This is a genomic window from Enterobacter vonholyi (assembly GCF_008364555.1).
Taxonomy (GTDB): domain Bacteria; phylum Pseudomonadota; class Gammaproteobacteria; order Enterobacterales; family Enterobacteriaceae; genus Enterobacter; species Enterobacter vonholyi.
The window spans coordinates 322,247-336,337 of sequence record NZ_VTUC01000006.1; the positions used below are offsets into that span (position 1 = coordinate 322,247).

Sequence of the window (14,091 nt, forward strand, 5' to 3'; positions counted from 1 at the left end):
ATGTGTCATTCGCCTTTTGTCCTGTACGCTTCCCAGCAGAGCGTACTCAAAATTATGGGGATGTCTCTTTAGGGCCAGGGCTCTCGTCCCGCTGTGCCAGCGACAGCGCGCTGGCGCTTGCGGGATCGAACAGCGAGATGCTCTCAATCTGATTGAGTAAAATCACCTTGCGGAATGACATGGCGCTGCGGGGTTCAGAGTCGAGCGTAATGTCATGCTCCGCATACCACCTGCTGTAATTATTCTCGATGCGCAGGTTCATCGTATTCGCATCCCGGTACCCGCTCAACATCGGGATCAGCACGATATTGGCCGTTTTTTCATATTCCAGAGTCGCGGTGTGGATCATGCCGACGTAAATCCGTCTCGAGCGGAGCGTGACCTGCGCCAGCTCGCCTTGTTCCATACACTGGTATAGCAGTTGTTCGATCCCGCTCGACTGCGCCAGACGTTTGTAGAGCTTTTTCCGGCTTTCGCCGTCCAGCCTGGCGCTGCCCGCCCAGTTAGAGCGGTAGAGGCAAAACAGGATGGCGAACGCCAGCATCACGACCACCGGCGCCTGAATGCCTAAAAAACTCCAGTTCATAAAGTCGATTTGCCAGTCGGTATATTTCGGTGAGGCAAAGTGAAAAGCGTTATTGGCGGCGGAAAGGGCGAGCAGCAGCAGCCAGAGCAGACCCGTGGCAATCACCCCCTGCAGAACGAAAATACAGCCGTACAGCGCCACAAGAAAATAGACGTCCCAGCCAAAGGAACGCTTGATTTTAAAGCGGGTCGACAGGTCGCGGCTGGTGTACCAGTACCCGCAGACCATCAGCACCATAAATATCGCCGTTCCCATATCAGGCCCTCTTCAGCATGTTGACGTGACGCAGAAAATCCTGCCGCACCTCGTTGCTTTTGTAGTTCACGGAGGCGTTTCCGTCCTGGTCGATAATGATGCGGTCGCCATCTTCGACGGCTTCAATAATTTCCTGCTGGCTCATCACCTGCAGTAAGGATTCCGGGCTGGAGAAAAGGGAGAGAAAGAAACGTTTCATGTCAGGCATCCTTATGAATTAAAAGGAATAAGCCTGGATGAAGACCGATAAATTTGCTTTAAGGATATCCTGAAAGTTATAGCCGGGTGATGGCGAAGCCTCACCCGGCCTGAAAATTCGCCAAAAGAATGGCTTTCAACTTGTTGATATTTCTGCTTAATAAAAAATAAATTTGCACAAACTTGGACAAATAACGTTAATTGTGTAAGTTTTAAGTATGCGATTACGCCACGTTGTTTACAGCCAGGATGTGACCCATGAGCACTTTGCCCTCTGTCGTGAGTCGGTTTGTTGAGTACTACGCCGCACTGGATAGCCAGCCGCCGTCCGCGCTGGTCGGGCTTTACCATTCAAATGCCACGCTTGTCGATCCGTTCGGCGAGCATGACGGTATCTTTGCGCTTCAGCGCTATTTCACCCATTTGCTGGCCAACGTCGAGAATTGCCGTTTTTCTATCGATCCGCCGCTGTGCAGTGGGAACCGGTTTGTTGTCACCTGGGTGATGCACTGGTCGCATCCGCGCATTGCCGGAGGTGAGCCGCTCGATCTGCCGGGGTGCTCGGTGGTGGAGACGGAAAACGATCTCATCACGCACCAGCGCGACTACTACGATGCGGGAGAGATGATCTACGAACATCTCCCTCTGCTGGGCTGGGCGGTACGCGGCGTGAAGCGGAGAGTTAAATCATGAAGACGGTGCTGATTACCGGCGCAAGCTCGGGCATTGGCGCCGGGCTGGCAAAATCCTTTGCCGCTGACGGCTACCATGTGATTGCCTGCGGGCGCGATCCGGCGCGTCTGGAAGCACTGCATCAGACCTGCCCCAATCTCACCGTTCGTCTGTTCGATATGACGGACCGGGACGCCTGTCGCCAGGCGCTGACCGGCAGTTACGCCGATCTGATTATTCTCTGCGCCGGTACCTGCGAATATCTCGACCAGGGCGTGGTGGACGCGGCGCTGGTAGAGCGGGTCATGAACACTAATTTCCTCGGGCCGGTGAACTGCCTTGAGGCGCTACAGCCGCAGCTGGTTGCCGGTAACCGCGTGGTGCTGGTGAGCTCGATGGCCCACTGGCTTCCCTTCCCGCGTGCAGAGGCCTATGGCGCGTCCAAAGCCGCGCTGAGCTGGTTTGCCGAAAGCCTGCGCCTGGACTGGGAGCCAAAAGGCATTGCCGTGACGGTTGTTTCCCCGGGCTTTGTCGATACGCCCCTGACGCAAAAAAACGATTTTGCCATGCCGGGCAGGGTGACCGTCGACGAGGCGGTGAAGGCGATACGTATCGGTCTGGCGGCCGGGAAAATGCACATCGCGTTTCCGTCCGGGTTTGGCTTCATTTTGCGGCTGCTCTCCGGGCTGCCTGCGTTTCTACAGCGCGCGCTGCTGCGCAGGATGGTGCGTTCATGAACATTGCGATTATCGGCAGCGGCATTGCCGGGCTGACCTGCGCCTGGCGCCTGGCCGGGCATCATCAGGTGACCCTGTTTGAAGCGGGATCCACACCGGGCGGCCATACCGCAACGGTTGACGTGACGACGCCCCAGGGCACATACGCGATCGATACCGGTTTTATCGTCTACAACGACCGCACCTATCCGCGCTTTATGGGCCTGCTCAGCGAGCTGGGCATCAGCGGGCAAAAAACGCAGATGAGCTTTTCGGTACACAACCCCGAAACGGGGCTGGAGTACAACGGTCACACCCTGACGTCGCTGTTTGCCCAGCGCCGCAACCTGGTGAATCCGGCGTTCTGGCGTCTGCTTGGCGAGATCGTCCGCTTCAATCGTCTGGCAAAACAGGCGCTGGACGGGGTGGTGGACCCGAACGCCACGCTGCAGACGTTTCTGGACCAGCACGGCTTTACGCCGTTTTTTGCGCGCCACTATATTTTGCCGATGGGAGCCGCCATCTGGTCATCCTCGCTGCAGGAGATGAAGCGCTTCCCGCTGCCGCTTTTCTTACGTTTCTTCCAGAATCACGGGCTGCTGGATATCACCCATCGCCCGCAGTGGTACGTGGTGCCGGGCGGCTCGCGAGAGTATATCCGTGCGATGCTGGACAAATTAGGCGATCGGCTGACGCTGCATCTCAACTCACCGGTGCAGCGGGTGAGCCGCCACGAGCAAGGGGTTACGCTTCAGCTTGAAAACGGCAGCCATACTTTCGATCGGGTGATTTTTGCCTGCCACTCCGCCAGTGCTCTGGCGATGCTTGACGATCCCACCTCCGCAGAGCGACAGGTGCTGGGCGATATTGGCTGGCAGCGCAACGAGGTCGTGTTGCACAGCGACCCGCGCTGGCTGCCGGTGCGGCCGCGCGCGTGGGCGAGCTGGAACTACCGCCTGAGCGCGCAGGAGCAGGCGAGCGCCTGCGTTACCTACAACATGAACATTCTGCAGGGGCTTCCTGCGGGCAGCCCGCTTTTCTGCGTCACCCTGAACCCTGACGTGCCGGTAGATGAACGCTTCGTTCTGCAACGCTTCGTTTATGAACATCCGCTGTTTAACCCGCAAAGCTGGCGGGCGCAGGTGCGGCGCGGCGAGATCAACGGTCATAACCGGAGCTGGTACTGCGGGGCCTACTGGTACAACGGTTTTCATGAGGATGGCGTGCGCAGCGCGCTGGACGTGGTCAATGCGATAGCGGCCGGAGAGGGGAACTAAGATGAACAGCTGCCTCTACCACGGCGTATTACGCCACCGCCGCCTCCAGCCGAAAAAACACGAATTCAGCTACAGCGTCTTTATGGCCTGGCTGGATCTCGATGAACTGCCGCTGCTGCCGTCCGTCGGCGTACGGCACAATCGCTTTGCCGCCGCCTCGTTCCACGACGCGGACTATCCGCTCGGCACGCCGCTTAAAGAGAACGTGCTCAGCAGGCTGGAGAGCCTGACCGGAGAACGTCCGGACGGGCGGGTCATGCTCCTGACGCAGCTGCGCTATTTCGGCTTTCATTTCAATCCGGTCAACTTTTACTACTGCTATGACGAGAAGGAGACGCTGCGCTGGGTGCTGGCGGAGGTCCGCAACACGCCGTGGAATGAACGTCATTACTATGCCGTCAACGGACAGAATGCACAGCCCACGGAAAAAGCGTTTCACGTTTCCCCCTTCAATCCAATGGACATGATCTACCACTGGCGCTTTAACGACCCGGATAACACGCTGCATATGCACATTGAAAATCATCAGGAAGCGAAGGTCTTTGACGCCACGCTGGCGCTGCGCCGGGAGCCTTTGACGCGCCCCGCGCTGCGTGGGCTTTTGGTGCGTATCCCACTCATGACCCTGAAAACCGTTTTTGCCATTTACTGGCAGGCGCTGCGGCTCTGGCTCAAGCGCGTGCCGCTGTATAACCACCCCGTCAGCAGGAGTGAACGCTCATGACCGATCCCGTCTTTGCGTTAGAACCCGATATCCCGCGCAACGTGCGCATCGCGCGCTGGCTGCTTTTTCGTCTGTTAAGCGGTATCCGCGGCGGCTCGCTCACCCTGCGTGAAGGGGCGCAGACCTTCCATTTTGGCGAGACATCCTCCGCGCTGCACGCCGACGTACAAATCCTCACGCCCGGCGTATACTGGCGCGTCTTAACGGGCGGTAGCCTTGCTGCCGCAGAAGCCTGGATGGACGGCGAATGGGAAACCACCCACCTTACGCCGCTTCTGGAACTGCTGGCGCTCAACGGCGAGGTGCTTGGCCGTCTGGAAAACGGGTTCCGCCTGTTCGGCAGGCCGCTGGAGCGTCTGCGCCACTGGACGCGGCGTAACTCCCGCGCGCAGGCGCGTGAAAATATTGCCGCTCACTACGATCTGGGCAATACCTTCTATGCCCATTTTCTGGATAAAGAGCTGCTCTATTCCAGCGCCTTGTTTACGGAGGACGAGCAGGATCTGACGGCGGCCCAGCAGGCCAAAATGGCGCGCCTGTGTGACCAGTTAATGCTAGAACCGAATGACCACCTGCTGGAAATCGGTACCGGCTGGGGCGCGATGGCGGAATACGCGGCCCGTCATTATGGCTGTCGGGTGACTACCACCACGCTGTCACAGGAGCAATACGTCTGGGCGACCGAGCGAATTGCGCGCGCCGGACTGCAGGATCGGGTCGAGGTGCTGCTCTGCGACTATCGCGACCTCACCGGACAGTACGACAAGCTGGTCTCGATAGAGATGATTGAAGCCGTCGGGCAGCGCTATCTGCCCACGTTCTTCCGTACCTGCCAGGCGCGGCTGCGCCCGGGAGGACGGATGGCGATTCAGGCCATCACGATTCAGGACCAGCGCTATCGCGACTACAGCAAAAGCGTCGATTTTATCCAGCGCTACATCTTCCCCGGCGGCTTCCTGCCGAGCATCACCGCGATGAACGAGCTGATGACGCGCCACACCGATTTCGTGGTGCGCAATCTTTTCGACATGGGACCGGACTACGCCCGCACGCTGGCCCACTGGCGGCAGCGCTTTGTCCACGCCTGGCAGGATATTGAAAAGCTCGGCTTCGATGAACGGTTCCGCCGCATGTGGCTGTACTACTTTGGCTACTGCGAAGCCGGGTTTAACGCCCGCACCATCAGCGTGGTGCAGCTGACCGCCGAGCGCGTATGAAACGATATCTTCAGGTCTTTCTGCTGGCCGTCGCGTTCGATCTTTACTGGACGCTGGTGGTGCTCTTTCGCGAAAAGGGCCTGATTATCTGGCTCGCGCTGGCGGTTCTGGCATGCCTGCTTTTGCCGTCTGTATACCGTTTTTACGCCATTGGGCTGGCCGCGGCGGGAAGTTTGCTGGATACGCTCTGGGCGCTGACGGGACTGATTGCCTTTACGGGCGACTCCCTGATGCCGCTATGGATGGTGGCATTGTGGCTGATGTTTGCCACCGTCTGGACGCAGCTTACGCGCACCACCACGTTGCCCGGCTGGCTGCTGACCCTGCTTGCCGCCGTGGGAGGCCCGGTAGCGTACCTGATTGGCGAGCGGCTGGGTGCCATCACGTTTCTGGAGCCGACCTTTATCGTCATCAGCTGGATGGCGCCGGGCTGGCTGGTGTTGATGCTGTTTTTCCACCTGCTGATGGGGAGACAAAAATGAGAGCTGCGGTTTTGCTGCTTTGTCTGACGCTGGTTGTTCCCGTTGCCCTGGCCGCCGACTGGCTGGCGTGGCGGAAGGTGGGCGACGCCACGCTTACCTGGGGGCCGTTCACGGTCTATACCTCCCAGCTGCGTACTCCGGACGGGCGTTACGGTCGGGAGAACCAGGATCAGGCGCTGATAATTACCTATGCGCGCGACATCGATCGCGATGAACTGGTCGAGGCGACCCGCGACCAGTGGCAGGCGCAGGGTATCCTGGCGCAGGAAGCGCAAAGCGAAGCCTGGCTGCGGATGCTCCAGTCGCTGTGGCCTGATGTCCGACAGGGCTCACAGCTGGCGTTTGTTCTCAACGATAAGCAGGGGCAGTTCTGGTATCGCGATCCGACCCTTCAGAAAACCTTTATTCCCCTGGGACCACGCCAGTCAGAAGCGTTCAGCACCCGCTTTCTGGCCATCTGGCTCGATCCCCGCACGCAATACCCTGAACTGCGTCAGCAGTTAATCGGAGGCCAAAAATGAAACGTTTCCTGATGATGGCGCTGGCATTGACGATGCTTCTGGCGGGCTGTAGCACGGAGGTGACCGAGTACCGCCAGCAGCAGCCGCGGCTGGATATCTTCCACTACTTCCAGGGTAAAACTGAAGCGTGGGGGATGGTGCAGGATCGCAGCGGCAAGCAGATCCGTCGCTTTCACGTTGAGATTGCCGGGGATGTGATTGGCGATACGCTGACGCTCAACGAGCACTTCGTTTATGACGACGGTGAGAAGCAGCAGCGAGTCTGGCATATCCGGCGCCTGGGGAACGATCGCTATGAGGGCACGGCGGGGGATATTGAAGGGGTAGCAACGGGGCAGGCCGCAGGCAACGCGTTCAACTGGCATTACAGCATGAACGTGAAGGCCAACGGCAGCACCTGGCTACTGAACTTTGACGACTGGATGTACCTGCAGGACGAGAACCATCTGTTTAATAAAACCGAGATGAAGAAGCTGGGCGTCACCGTCGCCACGGTAACGCTGTTCTTTACCCGTAAGACATGAGTCTAGTCGCGGGTGCTGTGAATTTTACTGCCCGAGTAGATGAACCAGAGAGCAATCCCCAGGCAGACTACCGCCCCCAGACGGCTCGGCGAAAAGGGAATAGCGGCATTACCCAGCCAGCCAAAGTTATCAATTAACATGCTCATGGTGAGCTGGCCGAATATCACCGCCACCGTGGCGACGGCGGTGCCGATGCGCTGCACGGCCACGACCATAATCACAATATAAGGCACGCCAAACATTGCCCCGAGAAGCTGCCATTTCGGCACGTCCAGCAGGCTGACGGCCTGCTTAGGCTCAAAGAAGAAAATCAGCAGGGCGGTCACCAGCGCGCCGACGGAGAAGGTCAGAAACGCGCTTTTAAATACCCCCACGCTGCTGCCGAGCTGGCCGTTAATGGCGGCCTGAATGCTCAGCGTTGCGCCGCCGCAGACGGCCAGAAGAATCATAATCAGTGTCATACGTTACCCCTGTGCGACCAGAACCAGTGCTGCAATAATGAACCCCAGTGCAATAATGCGCTTTGCGTTTATCTTCCTGTGCGGCGAACCCAGCAGACCATAGTGGTCAATGATCAGGCTTTTAAAGACCTGGCCGGCCAGAATGCCAATCATCGTCATGGCGATGCCGATGGTGGGTGTCGCCACGGTCAGGATGACCACGTATACCGGACCGAGCACGCCGCCGAGCAGCTGCCAGCCGGGCTGTGCGAAAAACGACGGGCTGTTGCGCGGGCTGAAAAACAGCATCAGCAGAAACGTTAGCGCGGCACCGACGCCAAAAATACTGAACGTCGCCCATAAATCCCCGACCTTTCCACCCAGCGGTCCCAGCAGCCCCGCCTCGACGGAGAGGCCCATCCCGCCAGCAATCACCAGTAAAATCAAAACAAACTGCATTTTTCTTCCTCCCTTTTCAGGCGAAGAAGATTACGTGGGTTGTTCAATGAGAAAAATGCCATAATGCAGTAAACACCTTTGCGAGAAATGCATTAATGGTTGACGCCAGCAACATTAACATCCGCGCGCTGCTGATCTTTATCGACGTGTATGAAGCGCAGAACTTCTCCGTCGTGGCGCGGCGGCAGGGGATATCGGCCTCGCAGATATCGCGCGTGATCCACCAGCTTGAGGATGCGCTCGGGCAGCAGCTTTTCTATCGCAATACGCGGGCCGTCATTCCCACGGAAAGCGGTCATCTGTTTATTCGCTACGCCCGGTCAATGGCGGAAAACCTGGAAGAGGCGCGCCGGGAGCTGGACGCGCGTGCGGTGGAACCGTCCGGTGCGATCCGCATTAACGGACCGGTGTTTTTCGGCCAGAAGCACATTGCGCCCGGCCTTCCCGGCCTGTCGGAACGCTATCCCCGCCTGAGCGTAGAGCTGACGCTGACCGATGATTTTATCGACCCGCACCGGGATGCCGCCGACGTTATCTTCCGGATTGGCGTGCTAACGGACTCATCTTTTCACGCGCGGGTGTTCGGGCAGCAGGTGTATCATCTTGCGGCGTCGCCTGGCTACGTGCGCCGACACGGTGCGCCTGAAGGGCCGGACGATCTGAATCGCCATCACTGTCTGGTCTATCGCGGATCGTCAGGGCCTAACCGCTGGCTGTTGCGCAGGGCGGGCGAGGCGTGGACGCATTATCCCGTGACGCCATTGATGACCTCGAATAATGCGGAAGCGCTGCTGGCTGCGGCGCGGGGCGGGATGGGGATTGTACTGTTTCCGGACTGGCTGGTGAGCGAGCCGCTCCAGCGCGGTGAGCTGATTCCGCTCCTGCCCGCGCTGGAGTGTGCCATCAATACGGAACAGCAGGCGATCGCGGCGATCTACCCTGATGCCCGACATCCGCCCCTGAACGTCAGGGCGGTAATTGATTATTACGTTGAGCGTTTTGGTACGCCGCTTTACTGGCAAACGTAAGGGATTACGCGCCAAGCTCTCTGCGGATAATCTCTGCGCCAGCGCTGAGTGCTCTCAGCTTGCCGTTAGCCACCTGACGGGAGAGGGGAGCCATGCCGCAGTTGGTTGACGGATAAAGCTTGTCCGCATCGACAAACTGCAGCGCTTTTCGCAGCGTATCGGCCACTTCCTCCGGCGTTTCAACGGCGTTGGTTGCTACGTCAATCGCGCCGACCATCACTTTTTTACCTCGGATCAGCTCCAGCAGATCCATCGGCACGCGGGAGTTGTGGCACTCCAGGGAGATGATGTCGATGTTAGAGGTCTGCAGCTTAGGGAAGGCCTCTTCGTACTGGCGCCACTCGGATCCCAGCGTCTTTTTCCAGTCGGTATTGGCCTTGATGCCGTAGCCGTAGCAGATGTGGACCGCGGTCTCGCACTTCAGCCCTTCAATGGCGCGCTCCAGCGCGGCGATGCCCCAGTCGTTGACCTCGTCAAAAAAGACGTTAAACGCCGGTTCGTCGAACTGGATAATATCCACGCCCGCGGCCTCTAACTCACGCGCTTCCTGGTTGAGGATTTTAGCGAATTCCCAGGCCAGCTTTTCGCGGCTTTTATAGTGCGCGTCGTAAAGGGTGTCGATCATGGTCATCGGCCCCGGCAGGGCCCATTTGATAGGCTTGTCCGTGAGCTGACGCAGATACCTGGCATCGTCGACGAAGACCGGTTTCTGGCGCGCAACCGCAGAAACTACGGTCGGCACGCTGGCGTCATAGCGGTTACGAATGCGAACCGTTTGGCGGTTCTCAAAATCAACGCCGCTCAGGTGTTCAATGAAGGTGGTGACGAAGTGCTGACGGGTCTGTTCCCCGTCGCTGACGATATCGATTCCCGCACGGATCTGCTCATCCAGAGACAGGCGCAGCGCATCCTGCTTGCCCGCCAGAAGTTCCTGATCCTGTAATTTCCAGGGTGACCACAGCGTTTCAGGTTGCGCAAGCCAGGTCGGCTTTGGCAGGCTGCCAGCGGTAGAAGTCGGGAGCAATGTTTTCATAATAAAAGACCTTTTTTAATGTTTTAAAGCGTGTAGTTATCAGACCACTGCTCAAGAATGTGTTTGTAAGGCTTAATGAAGTATTCTTCGGTAAACCGACCCTGTTCAATCGCCAGACGGCTTCGCTCTTCCCGGTCATACACAATTTTGGTTAAGGAGTGATCCTGCTGGTTCAGATCCGGTCGGTAGCACAGCCCGGCCGCCGAGTTGGCGTTATAAATCTCCGGGCGATAGATCTTCTGGAACGTCTCCATCGTGCTGATGGTGGCAATCAGTTCGAGATCGGAGTAATCACTCAGCAAATCCCCGGTGAAGAAGAAGGCGAACGGCGCCACGCTGTGTTCCGGCATAAAGTAGCGCACGCTCAGGCCCATCTTCGCGAAGTACTGTTCCGTTAGCGACTCGCCGTCCGGCTGATACTCCACGCCCAGCACGGGGTGCTGGTTGCCGGTGCGGCGATAGGTATCTTTGCTGGATACGCTCAGGCAAATCACCGGTCCTTTTGTGAAGTTCTCTTTGTATTCCGGTGAACTCACAAAATGGCGGAAAATATTACCGTGCAGTTCGCCAAACTTTTCCGGAATGCTGAAGTGCTGCTGGTTCTTGTTGTGCTCCAGCAGCAGGACGCTGAAATCATAATCCCGCACGTAAGACGAGAAGTTATTCCCGACGATGCCAGGGATGCGCAGGTTGTTTTTCTTGTCGACAATAGTGGTTTGCAGTATCTCAATAGCCGGGAACGGTTTTTCCGCTCCAATGTTCAAATCGACAGAGATGATTTCAAGCTCAACCGCATAGCGATCGGCGTTTGGGTTATCCCAGCGCGCCAGAGCGTTGAAGCGGTTGTTTATCATCACCAGCGTATTGCGCAGGTTTTCCTGACGTTTTTCCCCGCGCGCCAGGTTGGCAAAGTTGGTGGTCGTACGCGTATTTTCAGACGGGTTGTAATTCTCATCGAAGCAACTGCGCTTAAGGGTATATGTGAAAGCTTTGCTCATTGTGGTTATGCATCCTAAGTTCATGTTGCTAAGAAGTTACCAATGCATAATTTATGCCTGAGCCCGCGGCGCAGGGGAAGTGACTTAATTTCACTGCAACATGAGGGAAGTTCATGAACAGGATTGCGCAAAGGCTGGCATAGTAAGAATAAGGGGCATCGCGCCCCTTAGCGTTATGCTGTAGGACGTTCGTTCCAGGCGTCACTGTGCATGATGTTGCCATCGACAATGCGCCAGGTGATTTTTTCGTACTGCAGACTTACGCTTTCAACATGGTTTATTTTATCGTTAGAAGCGATCTTCACGTTCGGCACGCTGCAGTTAACACCAGTAACCTTTACGTTCTCCATCAACACGGTGTAATAACAGACTTCCTGTCCGGCATCATTAATATGATAGAACTTGATTTCAGCGCTTTTAAGCGCCTGACCGGTAGATGCTGCTTTATAGAGATAGGGCGTGGAGCTATCAACCTCCTTTTCAATCCGCATGGATGAGTGTTGTCGCGTGCCGGTGATCTTGCCGTTAGCGCTGTCTACCGGTAGGTTAAGGCATAACTCAGCCCTATGATCTCAATGCTACCTTCACGGTCCTGAACATCAACGGAACCTTTAATATCTGCTCCACCATCGTCTTTTAGCCACATGTAGGGAGGAATTGGCATTCTTTATTTCCTTGTTTTATTGAGTAGCAGTATTGTTAAGCGATAAATAATAGTCGCGAGGGTCAGTACAATTAAAATATCGATATTGGCATATGTGTCATATATTGTTTCAGCATTCACGTCGCCATAAATAAAATCACATATAAATGAGGCCACGTCATGATCAAGATAGCGTTCAGCGGGCCCCAATATGCGGCCTACTATAATGCTGATGCATAGAAACCAGACCGTTTTGAATAGCCTGATGCCCCATTTACGGACAAGTGTTGGTGTAGCCACTTTCAATCACCTCAACCCAGCCGCGTGCCATCAGTGAACGCATACAGGGAACCTGAATAAGGTCCGTACTCATCAGAGCATTGCGGATCAATGCGTAATCAGAATCATGGGCAATCGTGATACATCCCTCAGATAGCGTACCCGGATGCAGCCGAAATAAACCCCGATAGACGTTATCAATCCAGGTGCCATCATCGATTCCCCAGTCATCCTTGTATAAAGCAAACCACTCATCGCGGCCAAATTCTGCCCCGGATCTAACCTTGTTCCACCGATCCTGAACCTTCGCTTTTAACCCCGAAAAGAAACCTCCAGTCCCTCTGTCAACAATCCAGTATTTCCCTGGAGGAATTGGACCTGAGCCTTTAACAGCACCACATAATCCATTGTTTCTGTAAATTCCCTGCCCGGAATGCGCCATAAACACGCCAACGCCGTGCAGGTTAAAAGGCGCATAGTCAGCACCGTTAAGCAGCATTGTTCCTTTTAAGGCCATATTTTCTCCTTAGTCTTTTAATTAGACAAAGGCAGCCTACGCCTGATGTGGGTACAGATATTCAACTCACATCATATTTCTGCGCTGCTAATTTTTTTTAAGATAATGACCTGACAATTTTTAATCTCTTTTGCGGCTGTAACGTTAGTAAACGCTGAATAAATAATAAACAAGGGTCAGGCAACAAAACGCCATGCCTACTTCTCTGGCACACGCTCCGCAATTCCCGCTATAATCCCCAAAATTTCCAACCGGTTTAGAAACAATCATGACAAAACTCACCTTACAAGAGCAGATGCTGAAAGCGGGCCTGGTCAGCAGCAAGAAAGCGGCGAAAGTGCAGCGCACGGCAAAGAAATCACGCGTTCAGGCGCGTGAGGCTCGGGAAGCGGTAGAAGAGAACAAGAAGGCGCAGATCGAGCGTGACAAACTGCTGAGCGAGCAGCAGAAGCAGGCCGTGATGGCGAAAGAGTTTAAGGCGCAGGTGAAGCAGCTGATTGAGATGAACCGCATCACCGTGGCGAAAGGCAACATCACCTTTAACTTCACCGACGGTAATCTGATCAAAAAAATCGAAGTCGACAAGCAAACCCAGGCTCAGCTGATCAACGGTCGTCTGGCGATTGCCCGTCTGGTGATTAACGCCAGCGGCGACTGCGAATATGCAATTATCCCGGCGGTGGTGGCCGATAAAATTGCCCAGCGCGATGCCGACAGCATCGTGTTAAACAGCGCGCTCAGCCAGGAAGAGCAGGACGAAGACGATCCGTACGCGGACTTCAAAATCCCTGACGATTTGATGTGGTAAAACGCGTTCAGAACGGGGCGGCGTGACGGGCGTTAACCGGCTCTCCGCTCATGGGATGAATAAAATTCAGCTCGCTGGCATGCAGCATCAGCCGGGGCGTTCCTTCAGCGCCCGGTACGTCAAGACCACCATACAGATCGCAGCCCAGAATCGGGTGCCCCAGCCGCTGGCAGTGAATACGCAGCTGATGGGTTCGCCCGGTCTCCGGAGTAAGTTCAACCCGCGTTAACGGCAGTCCCGTCTCCTGATAAAACCGTTCCACCACCCGATAGCGGGAGCGGGCGGGTTTCCCGGTGATGGCGCAGATCGACATCAGCGGGAACAGCGCCGGGTCTTTGGCAATCGGCGCATCGATTACACCTTCGTCATTTTCCACATGTCCGCAAAGCAAGGCGCTGTAGACTTTCTCCACGCTACGCTGGCTGAACTGCTGGCACAGTGCCGCGTTGATGGTCTTATTGCGCGCAACCACCATCAGCCCGGACGTGCCGAAGTCCAGGCGGTGTACCAGCGTGCAGCCGGGGAAGCTCTGGACCAGACGATAGTGAACGGAATCAAGGTTTTGCGGATTTTTTCCCGAGAGGCTGAGCAGGCCGGAAGGCTTATCGATCAGCAGCAGATGTTCATCCTGCCAGAGGATCTGAATGTCATCGTGACACGGTGGGGCAATAAAAGAATCAATGATCGCAGACATCAGGTCGCCCGGCTGGAGAG

Annotated in this window: 18 protein-coding genes and 1 pseudogene; 10 read left to right on the top strand and 9 right to left on the bottom strand. The window is 56.2% G+C overall.

Going from position 1 to position 14,091, the window contains the following annotated elements:
• Positions 1 to 52: 52 nt before the first annotated feature.
• Positions 53 to 841: a hypothetical protein gene (locus F0319_RS10290; protein WP_149366841.1), complete on the bottom strand. Its 789-nt coding sequence runs from the start codon at positions 839 to 841 to the stop codon at positions 53 to 55.
• Position 842: 1 nt separating this feature from the next.
• Positions 843 to 1,040: a hypothetical protein gene (locus F0319_RS10295; protein WP_023311615.1), complete on the bottom strand. Its 198-nt coding sequence runs from the start codon at positions 1,038 to 1,040 to the stop codon at positions 843 to 845.
• A gap of 257 nt (positions 1,041 to 1,297) precedes the next feature.
• Here F0319_RS10295 and F0319_RS10300 point away from each other — a divergent pair, with 257 nt between their 5' ends.
• From F0319_RS10300 to F0319_RS10335, 8 genes are read left to right on the top strand one after another with little or no spacing between them, the layout of a single operon-like run.
• Positions 1,298 to 1,732 (top strand): nuclear transport factor 2 family protein, encoded by a 435-nt coding sequence (locus F0319_RS10300; RefSeq protein WP_008502330.1) that lies wholly within the window; start codon positions 1,298 to 1,300, stop codon positions 1,730 to 1,732.
• Positions 1,729 to 2,448 carry an SDR family NAD(P)-dependent oxidoreductase gene (locus F0319_RS10305; RefSeq protein ID WP_149366842.1) on the top strand — a complete coding sequence of 240 codons (720 nt, stop codon included), beginning with the start codon at positions 1,729 to 1,731 and terminating at the stop codon, positions 2,446 to 2,448. The genes F0319_RS10300 and F0319_RS10305 overlap by 4 nt, the downstream gene beginning before the upstream one ends.
• Positions 2,445 to 3,704 (top strand): NAD(P)/FAD-dependent oxidoreductase, encoded by a 1,260-nt coding sequence (locus tag F0319_RS10310; RefSeq protein ID WP_149366843.1) that lies wholly within the window; start codon positions 2,445 to 2,447, stop codon positions 3,702 to 3,704. The genes F0319_RS10305 and F0319_RS10310 overlap by 4 nt, the downstream gene beginning before the upstream one ends.
• Position 3,705: 1 nt before the next feature.
• On the top strand, positions 3,706 to 4,428 hold the full coding sequence (locus F0319_RS10315) for a DUF1365 domain-containing protein (RefSeq protein WP_149366844.1): 723 nt from the start codon (positions 3,706 to 3,708) through the stop codon (positions 4,426 to 4,428).
• A complete protein-coding gene (locus F0319_RS10320) occupies positions 4,425 to 5,645 on the top strand; it encodes an SAM-dependent methyltransferase (protein WP_149366845.1) in 1,221 nt (406 codons plus the stop codon). Before F0319_RS10315 ends, F0319_RS10320 begins: the two co-directional genes overlap by 4 nt.
• Positions 5,642 to 6,127 (top strand): DUF2878 domain-containing protein, encoded by a 486-nt coding sequence (locus F0319_RS10325; protein ID WP_149366846.1) that lies wholly within the window; start codon positions 5,642 to 5,644, stop codon positions 6,125 to 6,127. The genes F0319_RS10320 and F0319_RS10325 overlap by 4 nt, the downstream gene beginning before the upstream one ends.
• A complete protein-coding gene (locus tag F0319_RS10330; RefSeq protein ID WP_149366847.1) occupies positions 6,124 to 6,648 on the top strand; it encodes a hypothetical protein in 525 nt (174 codons plus the stop codon). The genes F0319_RS10325 and F0319_RS10330 overlap by 4 nt, the downstream gene beginning before the upstream one ends.
• Positions 6,645 to 7,172, top strand: a complete 528-nt coding sequence (locus F0319_RS10335) for a DUF3833 domain-containing protein (RefSeq protein ID WP_111964680.1) — start codon at positions 6,645 to 6,647, stop codon at positions 7,170 to 7,172. The genes F0319_RS10330 and F0319_RS10335 overlap by 4 nt, the downstream gene beginning before the upstream one ends.
• A gap of 2 nt (positions 7,173 to 7,174) precedes the next feature.
• Here F0319_RS10335 and F0319_RS10340 read toward each other — a convergent pair whose 3' ends face one another.
• Together F0319_RS10340 and F0319_RS10345 are read right to left on the bottom strand one after the other, a co-directional pair.
• Entirely contained in the window at positions 7,175 to 7,633 is a 459-nt protein-coding gene (locus F0319_RS10340; protein ID WP_149366848.1) for a DMT family transporter, read from the bottom strand.
• Positions 7,634 to 7,636: 3 nt separating this feature from the next.
• Complete coding sequence (locus F0319_RS10345; RefSeq protein ID WP_045910475.1) at positions 7,637 to 8,071, bottom strand: DMT family transporter; 435 nt, start codon at positions 8,069 to 8,071, stop codon at positions 7,637 to 7,639.
• A 95-nt stretch (positions 8,072 to 8,166) separates the two neighbouring features.
• Between F0319_RS10345 and F0319_RS10350 the strand changes: the two genes are divergently transcribed.
• A complete protein-coding gene (locus tag F0319_RS10350; RefSeq protein ID WP_111964678.1) occupies positions 8,167 to 9,099 on the top strand; it encodes a LysR family transcriptional regulator in 933 nt (310 codons plus the stop codon).
• Positions 9,100 to 9,103: 4 nt separating this feature from the next.
• Here the strand turns inward: F0319_RS10350 and F0319_RS10355 are convergent, their stop codons facing one another.
• From F0319_RS10355 to F0319_RS10375, 4 genes and pseudogenes are all read right to left on the bottom strand, one after another.
• A complete protein-coding gene (locus F0319_RS10355) occupies positions 9,104 to 10,132 on the bottom strand; it encodes a methionine synthase (RefSeq protein ID WP_149366849.1) in 1,029 nt (342 codons plus the stop codon).
• A 23-nt stretch (positions 10,133 to 10,155) separates the two neighbouring features.
• Positions 10,156 to 11,130, bottom strand: coding sequence for a DUF1852 domain-containing protein (locus F0319_RS10360; RefSeq protein ID WP_111964676.1), 975 nt, complete (start codon positions 11,128 to 11,130; stop codon positions 10,156 to 10,158).
• A gap of 173 nt (positions 11,131 to 11,303) precedes the next feature.
• A pseudogene (locus F0319_RS10365) lies at positions 11,304 to 11,794 on the bottom strand (Hcp family type VI secretion system effector).
• Between the two features lie 253 nt (positions 11,795 to 12,047).
• Positions 12,048 to 12,569, bottom strand: coding sequence for a DUF2778 domain-containing protein (locus F0319_RS10375; protein WP_111964673.1), 522 nt, complete (start codon positions 12,567 to 12,569; stop codon positions 12,048 to 12,050).
• Positions 12,570 to 12,837: 268 nt separating this feature from the next.
• Here F0319_RS10375 and F0319_RS10380 point away from each other — a divergent pair, with 268 nt between their 5' ends.
• Positions 12,838 to 13,377: a DUF2058 domain-containing protein gene (locus tag F0319_RS10380; protein WP_111964672.1), complete on the top strand. Its 540-nt coding sequence runs from the start codon at positions 12,838 to 12,840 to the stop codon at positions 13,375 to 13,377.
• 7 nt (positions 13,378 to 13,384) lie between these two features.
• Here the strand turns inward: F0319_RS10380 and F0319_RS10385 are convergent, their stop codons facing one another.
• Positions 13,385 to 14,071, bottom strand: a complete 687-nt coding sequence (locus tag F0319_RS10385) for an RluA family pseudouridine synthase (protein WP_149366851.1) — start codon at positions 14,069 to 14,071, stop codon at positions 13,385 to 13,387.
• Between the last annotated feature and the right edge of the window lie 20 nt (positions 14,072 to 14,091).

Coding starts and splice junctions, on each gene's coding strand:
- F0319_RS10290 (WP_149366841.1), bottom strand. CDS start 841: ATGGGAACGGCGATATTTATGGTGCTGATGGTCTGCGGGTACTGGTAC.
- F0319_RS10295 (WP_023311615.1), bottom strand. CDS start 1,040: ATGAAACGTTTCTTTCTCTCCCTTTTCTCCAGCCCGGAATCCTTACTG.
- F0319_RS10300 (WP_008502330.1), top strand. CDS start 1,298: ATGAGCACTTTGCCCTCTGTCGTGAGTCGGTTTGTTGAGTACTACGCC.
- F0319_RS10305 (WP_149366842.1), top strand. CDS start 1,729: ATGAAGACGGTGCTGATTACCGGCGCAAGCTCGGGCATTGGCGCCGGG.
- F0319_RS10310 (WP_149366843.1), top strand. CDS start 2,445: ATGAACATTGCGATTATCGGCAGCGGCATTGCCGGGCTGACCTGCGCC.
- F0319_RS10315 (WP_149366844.1), top strand. CDS start 3,706: ATGAACAGCTGCCTCTACCACGGCGTATTACGCCACCGCCGCCTCCAG.
- F0319_RS10320 (WP_149366845.1), top strand. CDS start 4,425: ATGACCGATCCCGTCTTTGCGTTAGAACCCGATATCCCGCGCAACGTG.
- F0319_RS10325 (WP_149366846.1), top strand. CDS start 5,642: ATGAAACGATATCTTCAGGTCTTTCTGCTGGCCGTCGCGTTCGATCTT.
- F0319_RS10330 (WP_149366847.1), top strand. CDS start 6,124: ATGAGAGCTGCGGTTTTGCTGCTTTGTCTGACGCTGGTTGTTCCCGTT.
- F0319_RS10335 (WP_111964680.1), top strand. CDS start 6,645: ATGAAACGTTTCCTGATGATGGCGCTGGCATTGACGATGCTTCTGGCG.
- F0319_RS10340 (WP_149366848.1), bottom strand. CDS start 7,633: ATGACACTGATTATGATTCTTCTGGCCGTCTGCGGCGGCGCAACGCTG.
- F0319_RS10345 (WP_045910475.1), bottom strand. CDS start 8,071: ATGCAGTTTGTTTTGATTTTACTGGTGATTGCTGGCGGGATGGGCCTC.
- F0319_RS10350 (WP_111964678.1), top strand. CDS start 8,167: ATGGTTGACGCCAGCAACATTAACATCCGCGCGCTGCTGATCTTTATC.
- F0319_RS10355 (WP_149366849.1), bottom strand. CDS start 10,132: ATGAAAACATTGCTCCCGACTTCTACCGCTGGCAGCCTGCCAAAGCCG.
- F0319_RS10360 (WP_111964676.1), bottom strand. CDS start 11,130: ATGAGCAAAGCTTTCACATATACCCTTAAGCGCAGTTGCTTCGATGAG.
- F0319_RS10375 (WP_111964673.1), bottom strand. CDS start 12,569: ATGGCCTTAAAAGGAACAATGCTGCTTAACGGTGCTGACTATGCGCCT.
- F0319_RS10380 (WP_111964672.1), top strand. CDS start 12,838: ATGACAAAACTCACCTTACAAGAGCAGATGCTGAAAGCGGGCCTGGTC.
- F0319_RS10385 (WP_149366851.1), bottom strand. CDS start 14,071: ATGTCTGCGATCATTGATTCTTTTATTGCCCCACCGTGTCACGATGAC.